We start from the raw sequence: 12,483 nt of genomic DNA, 5'->3' as shown, positions 1-12,483 counted from the left end.
AGGGATATGAACATGAATATGCCTGCAAAAAACGCGGCCCCGATCACCACTCAGGTGCCTGCCAAAACCGCCATCTCCGCCCTGTGGCGCCCGGCGCTGGTCCAGGCGTTCGTCAAGCTGGACCCGCGCCAGTTGCAACGCTCGCCGGTGATGCTGGTGGTCGAGCTGACCGCGATCCTCACCACCGTGCTCTGCTTCGTGCCCGACACCAGCGTACCTACGTTTGTTGCCGTGCAGATCGCTGTGTGGCTGTGGTTCACCGTGCTGTTTGCCAACTTCGCCGAAGCCTTGGCCGAAGGACGTGGCAAGGCCCGTGCCGATAGCCTCAAGGCCGGTAGCGAAGGCCTCAGCGCTCGGCGCAAGGAGGCCGATGGCAGTTTCAAGGTCGTGCCGGCCACCAGCCTGCGCAAAGGCGATGTGGTGCGCGTCGCCGCTGGGGAGATGATCCCCGGTGACGGTGAGGTCATCGAAGGCATCGCGGCGGTCAACGAAGCGGCGATCACCGGCGAGTCCGCGCCAGTAATTCGCGAGTCCGGCGGCGACCGTTCTGCCGTCACCGGCAACACTCGGCTGGTCTCGGACTGGCTGCTGATCCGCATCACCGCCAACCCCGGTGAGTCGACCCTGGACCGTATGATCGCGTTGGTGGAAGGTGCCAAACGCCAGAAAACCCCCAACGAAGTCGCACTGGATATTCTGCTGATCGGCTTGACCCTGATCTTCCTGCTGGTGGTGGTGACCCTGCAGCCGTTCGCCCACTTTGCCAATGGCAGCTTGCCGCTGGTGTTCCTGGTCGCACTGCTGGTGACGCTGATTCCTACGACCATTGGCGGCTTGCTCTCGGCCATCGGTATCGCCGGCATGGACCGTCTTGTACGCCTGAATGTGATCGCCAAGTCCGGCCGCGCGGTGGAAGCGGCGGGGGACGTGCATGTATTGCTGTTGGACAAGACCGGCACCATCACCTTTGGTAACCGTCGCTGTGCGGCGGTGGTCGCGGCGCCTGGCGTCAGCGGTCGCGAGGTGGCCGAAGGCGCACTGTTCGCCTCCCTGGCGGACGACACGGCGGAAGGCAAATCCATTGTCGAATACCTGCGCGCCTTGCACCCCCAGGCCGAGCCGTCCCTGGATGAGCTGACCGCTGTGCCGTTCAGCGCCGAAACCCGCTTGTCCGGTGTCGACTACCAAGGGCGTATCTTCCGCAAAGGCGCGGTGGATTCGTTGCTTGCATTTATCGGCCTGGCACGCAGTGACCTGCAACCGGCGCTGTCGCGGGAAATCGACAAGATCGCCCAAAGCGGCGGCACCCCGTTGCTGGTATGTGCCGATGGCAAATTGCTCGGTGCGATTCATCTGAAGGATGTGGTCAAGCCCGGCATCCGTGAACGCTTCGCCGAGTTGCGCAAACTGGGCATTCGTACGGTGATGGTCACTGGCGATAACCCACTGACCGCTGCCGCGATTGCCGCTGAAGCCGGTGTGGACGACGTACTGGCCGAAGCCACTCCGGAGAAAAAACTCGCACGCATTCGCCATGAACAGAACGACGGTCGACTGGTGGCGATGTGCGGCGACGGCGCCAACGACGCTCCGGCGCTGGCCCAGGCAGACGTCGGCATGGCCATGAACGACGGCACCCAGGCCGCCCGCGAAGCCGCCAACATGGTCGACCTCGACAGCGACCCGACCAAGCTGTTGGACGTGGTGCAGATCGGCAAGGAATTGCTGGTGACCCGCGGTGCGCTCACGACCTTTTCCATCGCCAACGACGTGGCCAAGTACTTCGCGATCCTGCCTGCGCTGTTTGCCTCGATCTACCCGCAGCTGGGCGTGCTCAACGTGATGCATCTGCAGAGCCCGCAGAGCGCGATCCTCTCGGCCATCGTGTTCAACGCGCTGATCATTGTGGTGTTGATTCCGTTGGCACTGCGTGGTGTGCGGGTGCAGGCGGCCAGCGCGGCGGCGTTGCTGCGGCGCAACCTGCTGATCTACGGCTTGGGTGGGCTGCTGGTGCCGTTCGTGGGCATCAAGGCTATCGACATGCTGTTGACTGCGTTGCACCTGGTGTGAACCCACTGAATCGAGGAGTCTGAAATGTCCAATATCATCCGTCCGGCCCTGAGCCTGCTGGTACTCATGACCCTGATCACCGGCGTTGCCTACCCATTGGTGGTAACCGGCGTCGCCCAGGTTGCGTTCCCTGATCAGGCCAATGGCAGCCTGGTGCGCGATGCCAGCGGCAAGGTGCGCGGCTCCAGCCTGATCGCCCAGGATTTTACCGGTGACAGCTGGTTCCACCCGCGTCCTTCGGCCGGCGCCTTTGCCACCGTTTCCAGCAGCGCCAGCAACCTCGGTCCGAGCAATCCGGCGCTGGCCACTCGCGTGTTCGATGATGCGAATAAACAGCAGGTGCCCGGCCAGGGCCCGGTGCCATTAGCTTCGCTGACTACCTCCGGCAGCGGTCTTGATCCACACTTGCCACCCGAGGCGATTGCCTATCAACTGGCGCGGGTGGCGGCGGCGCGGAATGTACCGGTGTCGACCTTGCAGCGGCTGTTGGATGAGCATATCGAAAGCCCGTTGGTGGGCCCGCCGGTGGTGAATGTACTGGCACTGAACATGGCCCTGGAAAAACTATGATCCGCTCCTACATTGGATTTCTCTGGGCCTGAACAATTGAAGGAACCCCACGCATGAGCGACTCCGGCCGCGCGACGCACTGTTAGCCGAGTTACCCCGCAACGGCCGTGGCCGGCTCAAAGTCTTCCTCGGCGCCGCGCCCGGCGTGGGCAAGACCTACGCCATGCTCCAGGCAGCCCACACTCAACTGCGCCAGGGCGTGAAGTTGATCGCTGGCGTGGTCGAAACCCACGGCCGCGCCGAGACCGAAGCCCTGCTCAGCGGCCTGCCGCAGCAACCGTTGCTGCGCAGCGAGTACCGCGGTGTGATGCTCGAAGAGATGGACCTCGACGGTCTTCTCGCCGCCAAACCCAAGCTGGTGCTGGTGGACGAACTGGCCCATAGCAACGCCCCCGGCAGCCGCCATGAAAAGCGCTGGCAAGATATTCAGGAGCTGCTCGCCGCCGGTATCAACGTGTTCACCACGGTCAACGTCCAGCACCTGGAAAGCCTGAACGACCAGGTACGTGGGATTACCGGCGTGCAGGTGCGTGAAACCCTGCCCGATTGGGTGCTGCAAGAGGCGGACGAACTGCTACTGATCGACCTGCCATCGCGCGAGCTGTTGGAGCGTCTGCGCGACGGCAAGGTGTATGTACCGGAACAGGCGCGCGCCGCCATCGATGCGTTTTTCACTCAGACCAACCTGATGGCCCTGCGCGAGCTGGCGATGCAGACCGCCGCGGCACATGTCGACGACGACTTGGCCCAGGGTTATCGCCAACTCGGCCAGGCCGCGCCGGCGGTGCGCGGCCGTTTGCTGGTGGGCGTGGATGGCGATGCGCAGGCCGAACGCCTGGTGCGGCATGCCAGTCGCGTGGCTCAGCGTCGGCACTTGCCGTGGAGCCTGGTGCATATCGATAACGGCCGTGCGCGGGATGAGCAATCGCGGCTGCGTCTGCAAAACGCCCAGCAACTTGCTGAGCGCCTGGGTGGCGAAGTGGTGTTACTGCGCGCAGGGGAGGTGGCCAAGACGCTGATTCAACACGCACTCGAACGTCGCGCCAGTCTGTTATTGGTGGGGCAGTCGCGGATGCGTTGGCACCGCCGCCTGTTGGGTGGCGGGCTGGCGTCGCGCTTGCTGCGCAATGCTCGAAGCCTGGAAATCAACGTGCTCGACAGCGATGACACGCCGGCACCGCCGCGCTTGCCGCAGGTGCGTGGCCTGGTGTGGTTCGATTACGTCCTGGCGGTGGTCGCCACCGTCATGGCTGCCGCCGTGGCTTGGGCGGTGTCCAGCGTGTTGCCGCTGCCGAATATCTCGCTGGTGTTTCTCGCCGCCGTGCTGCTGGTGGCGGTACGCAGCAGCCTGGGGCCGTCGCTGGCCTGTGCGGCGTTGTCATTTCTGACCTATGACTTTCTGTTTATCCCGCCGAATTTTTCCTTCGCCATCCAGCGCGAAGAAGACGTGCTGACCCTGCTGTTCTTCTTGCTGATGGCGGCGCTCACCGGCAACCTCGCTGCCCGCCAGCGCCGACAGTTGCAAGCGCTGCGCGATACTCAGGAAGAAACCAGTGAGTTGCTCGACCTGTCGCGCAAACTCACGGCGGCCACTGATCGCCAGGCGGTGGTCAGTGCGGCGGCCCATCACCTGGAAGGCTGGAGCGACCTGGACCTGTGCCTGGTCAATCACGACGACCAGGGTAGCTGGAAGATCGAGACCGGCGGCCCGCTGACCCTCACCGAAGCTGAACGCGCCGCCGCCGATTGGGCGTGGCAACATGATCAACCCGCCGGCAAGGGCACCGGTACTTTGCCGTTCGGACGTTGGTGGTGGTGGCCGCTTTCGGGTGAAGAGGGGCCGCTGGGTTTGCTCGGTGTCAGTGCCAAACCCGGCCTGGAACTGAGCGGCCAACGTCGGCGCTTGCTCACGGCCTTGAGTCAGCCGCTGGCCCAGGCCCTGGCTCGCGCTCAACTGGCTCAGGAACTGGAATCCGCGCGCCTGCATGGTGAAACCGAACAATTGCGCAGCGCCTTGCTCGCTTCGGTGTCCCATGATTTGCGCACGCCGTTGACCTCCATGCGCGGCAGCATCGACAGCCTGCTGGCGCTGGGGGAGGCCATCCCTCTGGAGGATCGCCGTGAGTTGCTCGAAGGCACCCGCGATGAGGCTGAGCGCCTCGACCGCTATATCCAGAACCTGCTGGACATGACCCGCCTGGGGCACGGCGCGCTGAAGCTGGCGCGGGACTGGGTGTCGCCCGGCGATATCGTCGGCAGCGCCCTCGGCCGTTTGCGCGCGGTGCTGGCGCCGCTGCAGGTGAGCACCGAGGTGCCGTCCGAATTGCCGTTGCTGTACGTGCATGCCGCGTTGATCGAGCAAGCGCTGGTCAACGTGCTGGAAAATGCCGCGCGCTTTTCGCCGCCTCTGGGCCGTTTGCAATTGCGCGCGGGGGTGTTGGATAACCAGCTGTTTTTCGCCGTGGCCGATGAAGGGCCAGGGATCCCCGAAGACGAGCGCGCGAAGATATTCGATATGTTCTACACCGCTGCGCGCGGTGATCGAGGTGGGCAGGGTACCGGCCTGGGCCTGGCGATTTGTCAGGGCATGGTCGGCGCGCACGGTGGGCATATCAGCGTGGCCGACGGCATTGAAGGGCGCGGCACTCGTATCACTTTGTTCCTGCCATTGCCGACACAGCCTGGCCTGGAGCGCGAGTCGTGAGCTACCCTCTTTCCTCCACGGATTTTGATTGGACACCATGAGCCAGACCGCGACGATTTTGGTCATCGATGACGAGCCGCAGATCCGCAAATTCTTGCGCATCAGCCTGGCCTCCCAGGGTTACAAAGTACTCGAGGCCGGTACCGGTAACGAAGGCCTGGCCCAGGCGGCATTGAACAAGCCGGACTTGCTGGTGCTCGACCTTGGCCTGCCGGACATGGATGGCCAGCAGGTGCTGCGTGAGTTTCGCGAATGGTCGACGGTGCCGGTGCTGGTGCTGTCGGTCCGCGCCAGCGAAGGGCAAAAGGTCGAAGCGCTCGACGGTGGCGCCAACGATTATGTGACCAAACCGTTTGGCATCCAGGAGTTCCTCGCTCGGGTGCGCGCATTGCTGCGTCAGGCGCCGGCGGGCGAGGCACAGGAGGCAGCGTTGAGTTTCGGCCCGCTGACCGTGGACCTGGCTTATCGCCGCGTGTTGCTGGACGGCGCCGAGGTGGCGCTGACCCGCAAGGAATATGCGGTACTGGCGCAGTTAGCGCGGCATGCGGGGCGGGTGATTACCCAGCAGCAATTGCTCAAGGATATCTGGGGGCCGACCCATACCGAAGACAGCCACTACTTGCGCATTGTGGTGGGCCATCTACGGCAGAAGCTGGCGGATGACCCGACTCAGCCACGGTTTATCGTGACTGAGGCGGGGGTGGGGTATCGGTTGTTAAGTGTTCAGACCTGAAACTATCCGGCGCCATCAGCCTCGCCACATCTTTCAAGGCTGCTCACTCTCATACCGATCCAACGTATCACTGGCAATCTCGCGTCCCAGGGCGATCAACTCCGGCGCCTTGTAGAACTCGAAGAACCGGCACACCCGCTTCGGCACGTTGATCAACACATCCGGCGGATAACCGGCGATCTTGTACTGGGCCAACGACGTTTGCATCACCTCGAAACTCTGGTTGATCAGGTCCAGCAGCGACGCCGGCCCCACGTTATCGATGATGAACGACCCGGTGGCCGACTTCGGCGCGCCGGGTTTTTCCGGCGCGGCGGCGGGTTGCTGGGATTCGGGTTCGGCCGATTCCAGCCACGGATTGATCTCCGCCGCCTGGGCCTGCAAGGCCTCCTGTTCGAGTTTCATCAACTGCTCGGCCTGCTTGCGGCGAAACGGCAGATGCGAGCCGAGTGACTTCGCCAGGCTGTTGAAGCGGCTCTTGAACGCGGGCGGGCGCTGGATCACCGGCAAATGGTAGTGTTTCTGGTTGGTGGCGTTGAGATTGACCGCGATGATCAGGTCGCAGTGGCTCGACACCACCGGCACGATCGGCAATGGGTTGAGCAGGCCGCCATCCACCAGCATGCGGTTGCCTTGCATCACCGGGGTGAACAGACTGGGAATCGCCGCCGAAGCGCGCATGGCCTGATGCAGGCAGCCTTCCTGGAACCAGATTTCCTGCTGGTTGGTGAGGTCGGTGGCCACGGCGGTGTAGGGGATGCGCAGCTCTTCGATATTGATCTCGCCGACGATCTTGCGGATTTGCCCGAAGACTTTCTCGCCGCGAATCGCGCCCAGGCGAAAACTCACGTCAACCAGGCGCAGCACATCGAGGTAGTCGAGGCTTTCAATCCAGTTGCGATACTCGTCCAGCTTGCCGGCGGCGTAGATCCCGCCGACCACGGCTCCCATGGAGCAACCGGCGATACAGGCGATGTCGTAGCCGCGTCGTTCGATCTCTTCGATCACTCCGATATGGGCGTAGCCCCGGGCCCCGCCGGAGCCCAGCACCAAGGCAACACGTTTCTTCATGGTCCATGTCCTTTATCGGCAGACGCCCACAATGCACCTATTGAGGGGGCGTCTTCAATCTTCGCCCAGCTGTGCAATATTTTTCCAGAAAAACGACTAGGCTCGGGTATGCTCTGGCAATAGGTACTACCGATTTCCGGCTAAGGACAAGGCACTTTTTGTTGTAGGTAACGTCTACACGCTACGACTGTTTTTCTATTTTTGAGGTGTCATCGATGAAAGCCTGGATGTGTGTGCCTGTGATCATGCTGGCCTTGGCCGGTTGTGCCGGGAAAACTGCCTACCGCGACAGCTGCGGCTCGCAATTGGACGCCGCCTGGAAAGAGCTGGACCTGGCCAAGGCTGAAGGGTTTGCCGGCACTGTCAGTTATTCCAAGGCCTTGTCCCTGTTGACCGGCGCCAAGACCCAGCAGCAGTTTGAAGCGTTTGAAGGTTGCTCCAACAAAGCTGAGAAGGCGCGGTTCTATATCCGTGAGTCGCGCGCCGGGCGTTGAGGCGTAGCAACAAGTAGGATTTTTCATCGAAAAGTGAGGGCAGGATGTCAGCGTTGGTTGATCAGTTAGTCGCTCAGGTCATTGGCCTGGAAGTAGGGTTACTGAGCTGCCAGGCTCGCCTCGCTGCCGTCACCGACGATGAAGCTTTGCATGATCTGCGCACCACCGTGCGGCGCCTGCGCAGCCTGTTGCGCCCCTTGCGTGGGTTGCCCGGCGTCGAACAGCTTGAAATGGCCGCCCGCGCTGTCGGCCAATTGACCACGCCGCTGCGCGATCGCGAAGTGTTGGCGACTTATCTTCACCAGCATGGTCATTACGCGGCGGCGGATCGGCGCTTGCGCTTGCAACCCGATGCTTATCGCCAAGTGGCGAAAAGTGCTGAAGTGGCGCAGTTGCTGCTTATCCTGGATGCCTTCCCGCGTTTCATCCGCGCATCCCAACATCAAAAACTCCTCAAGGGCCTGCGTTCGCGCATCGAGAAACGTCTGGCCAAGCAATGGCAGGCAATCGATGCGGCCCTCAAGGACCCCGAGCATGATCGCCATCGCCTGCGCTTGCTGATCAAGCGCGTGCGCTACGCCGCCGAGGCCTATCCCGAGTTGGACAGGTTGCCCGCCAACGCCATGTCGCACCTGAAGAAAGCCCAGGCCGCCCTGGGCGATTGGCATGACTGCTGGCAGTGGCTGGCCCAGGCTCAACATCAAGCGGATCTGCAGCCTTGTGTGGCGGTATGGCATAACACCATGGCCAAAGCGGAAGGGCAGGCGGATCGCGTGTTGGATAAACTCAGCGCCGATTGTTTCTAAGTCGGTCCGGCTTTTGGCCGGAATGAGCGCTGTGCCTCTCCCGCTCGATCGTTAAGATCCCCTCTCTGTAATTTTTGACGTGAGGTCGCCATGCGCTTCAGTGATTTGCTCGACGCCGTCTGTAGTAACCCGTTGGACGTCACCATTCCCGCTGAATGGGGCCAAGGTCGCGCGACTTTTGGTGGCTTGGTCGCCGCGTTACAGTACGAAGCACTGCGCGCCCAGGTGCCGGCGGATCGCCCACTGCGCTCGCTGGCCATCACGTTTGTGGGGCCGGTGGCGGCTGATGTACCGGCCAGTTATCACGTGGAAGTGTTGCGCGAAGGCAAGGCCGTCAGCCAATTGCTCGGTCGCGTGGTGCAGGACGGTGAAACGGCGACGCTGGTACAGGCCAGTTTCGGCGCGTCTCGCGAATCGGAAATCGATGTGGCCAGCGAAGCGCCGCCGGTGTTCAAGCACTGGGACCAGTGCCAGGAACTGCCTTATATCAAGGGCGTTACCCCCGAATTCATGCGGCATTTGGCGATGCGCTGGAGTGTCGGCGGCCTACCGTTTACGGGCACCCAATCCCGCGACATGGGTGGCTGGGTTCGCCTGCGCGGGGACGTAAAGGAAGAACCGCTGACCGAAGCGCATATCCTCGCCCTGGTCGACGCCTGGCCTCCGGCCTTGCTCCCGCACCTGAAGAAACCCGCGCCGGGCAGCACGCTGACCTGGACCATCGAATTCATCCAGCCGCTGCAAGATCTGACCACCCTCGATTGGTGCCAGTACTACGTCAATATCGAACACGCCCGCGATGGTTATGGTCATGCCGCCGCCGCGCTGTGGAGCCCGACCGGCGAGTTGATCGCCCTCAGTCGCCAGACCGTGGTGGTCTTCGCCTGAACCTCAGTGCCGATGGCGCTGCCGCCAGGCGCGCCACCAGCCACCGCTCACCACAAAGCGCGGAAACGTCACGAACTGCTCGACCACCAGACGCTGCACCGCATCCCTACGATCACTGAACGGCTCACTGGCCTCGGCTTCCAGGCTATGACCGTGACGCTGCAACGCCAGGCCGGCCAGGATACCGACGATGCCTACGGCAAAACTGGCCACACTCAGGCTGAATACCCCCGACACGATCAGCAGAAAACCGATGATGAACAGCGGCACCGCAATCAGGTGCAACGCCAGGTTGGTCGGGTGCTGGTGGTTCTGGGGATAGTTACGCCATTGCCAGGCGGGTAGATTGGGGTGACGTTTGCCCATGATGGTGAATCCTCTGTCCGTTGAAACAACTTGGAGGGAGTTTAGGTGGGAGAGGGCGGGGCGGCGAATTGGGGTTGGCTATGGGGGCTATAGACAGCAGTTTGCGGCAAACCGCGTTCATCTAAATAACACGCTTATGATCGATTATCTGCACCGACTTTTGATCTCTTTTGATTAAGATTTTGAAGTTGATCTATAGGATTTTGAATGGATCGTCTGTTTAAGGCGATTCGTTCATTTGGTGTCCTTTTGGTATGTGGTTGTGAAGCGTAAATATATCGAATATATATTATTTGAAGTAGTAGTCGTCCGGGCCGTTGATGTACACACTCGGGCCGCTAAGTGAAATTAAATTGGCCTTGAAGATTATAGAGGCGCTGTTGCTTGTGGCTTCGAATGTAAAGTGGTTGCTGTCTTTTTTTATTTTTACACTGAATACTTCGTGCATAGGAATATTTCGAATTTGTAGATCTTTAATTTCATTGCATGTTATGCCTATTCTGCATGTGTTGAATCCTTTGTTTTTCCATTTTTCTGGTAGGTTGTCTGGAAATTCGGGTATATCGAACCCCATGCCAATACAAGGTTGATCATTTTCTATCCTTAAAGAAAAAAGAGCTATTTTTCCAATTTCGATAGGTGTGCTGAAAATCTTGTTGAAAAATACACTTCCGTCCAATTCATTCCAGTGTTTCATTTTTTCCTTCCAGGCGTATCGCTATTTTTTGTTACTGTGTTCTGTTGTTTTAGAAGTCTTCATCTTTGCCTCTGATGTAAAGGTTAGGGTCGCAAATTGAGATGCTCTGAGCCTTGAACTCGATTAAAGAGCTTTTGTTGGTGGCTTGGAAGTAGAGCTGATCATTTTCCTTTGTTATTCTTAAAATAAAAGTGTCTCGGATGGGTATGTTTAGTATTTTTAGGTCGCTAATGCCATAGCAGTCAATGCCAAGTCTGCAAACGTTGTAACCTTTGTTTTTCCATTTTTCCGGTAGGACGTCTGGGAATTCAGGTATGTCGAACCCAATACCCAAATTCGGCCGATCATTGTCTATTTGCAAAGAAAACAGCGTAATTTCTCCTATCTTGACAGGCTGGGTAAAGATTTTTTCAAAAAATATATTTTTGTCTAGTTCATTCCAGTGTTTCATGTTTCCTCCTGAAAAAGTAGTGTGCTTCTGCACCGATGACTTTACCGTTGCGAGGTTGTTCAATAGGTCGTAAATTAAAATGTGTTACTTGATCTCCAAGCCCGTCCGGTCTGCCGTATTTATGCCCGGCAGAGTGATCTTGAATAAGAACTTGTGAGCCATCTTCTCTTGTAAATTTATATACCCTCGTCTCAATGGGGTGACCGGTAGTACTCAGTATTTTTTTATCATTCAGGTCGGTCATGTTCTCTTTTTTGTACTGTGTCGTCCGCCCGGTTTTCGGGTGGGTCATCACGTCTGGGCTCTGATTCATCGGTATATGGGCATCTCTTTTAGCTTGCCTGAAAGCCCCCTTGCGAGAAACATTAGGAATATCCGGTTGAGTTGGCGTGGCGCAGGCGGGATCTTTTCTTTTTGACCCGGGGCAATCTGCGCTGAGCCCCAAAGGATCCACCCACCCCGTAGGGTTGGGCACATACTGGTAGGCGTTGACCCCACCTGCCAGCTTCACGGGATCAGGCGTCAGGTAACGACCAATATCCGGATTGTAGTAGCGATGGCGGTTGTAGTGCAGTCCGCTTTCCTGGTCGAAGTATTGGCCTTGGAAGCGCAGCGGATTGTCGACTTTTTCGACGTCGAGGCGGCTGATTTCACCGTAGGCGCGGTAGTGCGCGGACCAGACGATTTCTCCGTCTGGAGCGGTGAGTTCCTGCGGCGTGCCGAGGTGGTCGAGTTGGTAGTGGTAGGGTTTTGTTTCGTCTGGGCCAAAGCCTTCCAGCAGCGCCAATGGCCGGAAACTGTCCGGTTCATAGAGATAGCTGCGATGCCGATCCGCATGGTGCTCGGCGATCAGTTTGTCGCCTTGCCAGAAAAATTCAGTGGTGATGTCGTTGACGGTTTTGCTGATGCGCCGCCCGAACGGGTCATAACGGTAACTCGCCGTTTGGCCGTTTGGCTGCGTAATACCGATCAACCGATGCTGGCAGTCGTAGCGGTATTCGGTAACGAGTTGATGGCCCTTGCCGCGCCGTTCGCGGATCAGGTTGCCGAAGGCGTCGTAGTCGTAGTGTCGGTCGCCCTGAATCATCAACCGATTGCCCGCCACAATGTCCGGGCCGGGGCGGTCTTGCATGAGCAGGTTGCCGGCGGGTGTGTGGGCAAAGCGTTCCTGCAGGTCTTGGGTGTGGTCGGCGCGGGTCAGGCGGTTTAGCGGGTCGTAGCGGTAGTGGTGTTCGCCTTTGCGAGTGTCGTTGAGGCGGGTGAGGTTGCCGGATTTGTCGTAGTCGTAGTGGCGTTGGTAGAAGTAATTTTCCTGTTGCGTGACGGTGTGGGCGTGCAGGCGGTGCTGGTCGTCGTAGTGGTAGTGGCTGAGGAGTTGGCCTTGTTGGCGTTGGTGTTCCTGGCTGGCTTTGAAGAGGTGCGAGGTGAGCAGTGCGCCGTTGAGTTCAACGGTGGCGAGGTGGCCGCCCTTGGCGTGGCTGAACACCAGTCGGTTGTTGTCTGGCAGGCGCAGGTGTTGCAGCTGACCGCAGGCGTCGTAGCCATAGCGCAGGGTGCCCCAGCCCTGATGTTCGGCGGTGAGGCGATTTTGAGCGTCGTATTCGTAGGCCAGTGCCCAGTGGCCGTCGTCGAC

The 12,483-nt window shown here is 59.7% G+C and carries 12 protein-coding genes; 7 read left to right on the top strand and 5 right to left on the bottom strand.

What is annotated here, in order from left to right; genetic code table 11:
- The first annotated feature begins 12 nt into the window (after nt 1-12).
- The 4 genes from kdpB to JWR98_RS20075 all read left to right on the top strand — a co-directional run bounded on the left by kdpB (nt 13) and on the right by JWR98_RS20075 (nt 6,077).
- Nucleotides 13-2,070: a potassium-transporting ATPase subunit KdpB gene (gene kdpB / locus JWR98_RS20090; RefSeq protein ID WP_425273205.1), complete on the top strand. Its 2,058-nt coding sequence runs from the start codon at nt 13-15 to the stop codon at nt 2,068-2,070.
- A gap of 24 nt (nt 2,071-2,094) precedes the next feature.
- Nucleotides 2,095-2,640 carry a potassium-transporting ATPase subunit KdpC gene (kdpC, locus tag JWR98_RS20085; protein ID WP_003172681.1) on the top strand — a complete coding sequence of 182 codons (546 nt, stop codon included), beginning with the start codon at nt 2,095-2,097 and terminating at the stop codon, nt 2,638-2,640.
- A 79-nt stretch (nt 2,641-2,719) separates the two neighbouring features.
- Complete coding sequence (locus tag JWR98_RS20080; RefSeq protein WP_205491057.1) at nt 2,720-5,344, top strand: sensor histidine kinase; 2,625 nt, start codon at nt 2,720-2,722, stop codon at nt 5,342-5,344.
- A gap of 37 nt (nt 5,345-5,381) precedes the next feature.
- On the top strand, nt 5,382-6,077 hold the full coding sequence (locus JWR98_RS20075; RefSeq protein WP_205491024.1) for a response regulator: 696 nt from the start codon (nt 5,382-5,384) through the stop codon (nt 6,075-6,077).
- Between the two features lie 33 nt (nt 6,078-6,110).
- Here JWR98_RS20075 and JWR98_RS20070 read toward each other — a convergent pair whose 3' ends face one another.
- Nucleotides 6,111-7,148, bottom strand: coding sequence for a patatin-like phospholipase family protein (locus tag JWR98_RS20070; RefSeq protein WP_078732204.1), 1,038 nt, complete (start codon nt 7,146-7,148; stop codon nt 6,111-6,113).
- Nucleotides 7,149-7,363: 215 nt separating this feature from the next.
- On the opposite strand from JWR98_RS20070, the gene JWR98_RS20065 reads away from it, so the two are divergent.
- From JWR98_RS20065 to JWR98_RS20055, 3 genes are all read left to right on the top strand, one after another.
- A complete protein-coding gene (locus JWR98_RS20065; protein ID WP_003172685.1) occupies nt 7,364-7,642 on the top strand; it encodes a hypothetical protein in 279 nt (92 codons plus the stop codon).
- Between the two features lie 44 nt (nt 7,643-7,686).
- Nucleotides 7,687-8,448, top strand: coding sequence for a CHAD domain-containing protein (locus JWR98_RS20060; protein WP_205491023.1), 762 nt, complete (start codon nt 7,687-7,689; stop codon nt 8,446-8,448).
- 90 nt (nt 8,449-8,538) lie between these two features.
- The gene (locus tag JWR98_RS20055; RefSeq protein WP_205491022.1) at nt 8,539-9,336 is read left to right on the top strand and encodes an acyl-CoA thioesterase; all 798 of its coding nucleotides are present in this window, start codon (nt 8,539-8,541) and stop codon (nt 9,334-9,336) included.
- A gap of 3 nt (nt 9,337-9,339) precedes the next feature.
- Here the strand turns inward: JWR98_RS20055 and JWR98_RS20050 are convergent, their stop codons facing one another.
- The 4 genes from JWR98_RS20050 to JWR98_RS20035 all read right to left on the bottom strand — a co-directional run.
- Nucleotides 9,340-9,702: a DUF962 domain-containing protein gene (locus tag JWR98_RS20050; protein ID WP_205491021.1), complete on the bottom strand. Its 363-nt coding sequence runs from the start codon at nt 9,700-9,702 to the stop codon at nt 9,340-9,342.
- Nucleotides 9,703-9,991: 289 nt separating this feature from the next.
- On the bottom strand, nt 9,992-10,399 hold the full coding sequence (locus JWR98_RS20045; protein ID WP_205491019.1) for an Imm50 family immunity protein: 408 nt from the start codon (nt 10,397-10,399) through the stop codon (nt 9,992-9,994).
- A 49-nt stretch (nt 10,400-10,448) separates the two neighbouring features.
- Nucleotides 10,449-10,850, bottom strand: a complete 402-nt coding sequence (locus JWR98_RS20040) for an Imm50 family immunity protein (RefSeq protein ID WP_078823745.1) — start codon at nt 10,848-10,850, stop codon at nt 10,449-10,451.
- Nucleotides 10,834-12,483, bottom strand: a 1,650-nt coding sequence (locus JWR98_RS20035; RefSeq protein ID WP_205491017.1) for an RHS repeat-associated core domain-containing protein, incomplete at its 5' end; no start/stop codon positions are given. The genes JWR98_RS20040 and JWR98_RS20035, both read right to left, overlap by 17 nt.

Origin of the sequence: Pseudomonas lactucae, assembly GCF_016937615.1 — a bacterium.
GTDB lineage: Bacteria > Pseudomonadota > Gammaproteobacteria > Pseudomonadales > Pseudomonadaceae > Aquipseudomonas > Aquipseudomonas lactucae.
This window is presented reverse-complemented; position numbering and strand designations above follow the sequence as displayed.

Coding starts and splice junctions, on each gene's coding strand:
- kdpB (WP_425273205.1), top strand. CDS start 13: ATGAATATGCCTGCAAAAAACGCGGCCCCGATCACCACTCAGGTGCCT.
- kdpC (WP_003172681.1), top strand. CDS start 2,095: ATGTCCAATATCATCCGTCCGGCCCTGAGCCTGCTGGTACTCATGACC.
- JWR98_RS20075 (WP_205491024.1), top strand. CDS start 5,382: ATGAGCCAGACCGCGACGATTTTGGTCATCGATGACGAGCCGCAGATC.
- JWR98_RS20070 (WP_078732204.1), bottom strand. CDS start 7,148: ATGAAGAAACGTGTTGCCTTGGTGCTGGGCTCCGGCGGGGCCCGGGGC.
- JWR98_RS20065 (WP_003172685.1), top strand. CDS start 7,364: ATGAAAGCCTGGATGTGTGTGCCTGTGATCATGCTGGCCTTGGCCGGT.
- JWR98_RS20060 (WP_205491023.1), top strand. CDS start 7,687: ATGTCAGCGTTGGTTGATCAGTTAGTCGCTCAGGTCATTGGCCTGGAA.
- JWR98_RS20055 (WP_205491022.1), top strand. CDS start 8,539: ATGCGCTTCAGTGATTTGCTCGACGCCGTCTGTAGTAACCCGTTGGAC.
- JWR98_RS20050 (WP_205491021.1), bottom strand. CDS start 9,702: ATGGGCAAACGTCACCCCAATCTACCCGCCTGGCAATGGCGTAACTAT.
- JWR98_RS20045 (WP_205491019.1), bottom strand. CDS start 10,399: ATGAAACACTGGAATGAATTGGACGGAAGTGTATTTTTCAACAAGATT.
- JWR98_RS20040 (WP_078823745.1), bottom strand. CDS start 10,850: ATGAAACACTGGAATGAACTAGACAAAAATATATTTTTTGAAAAAATC.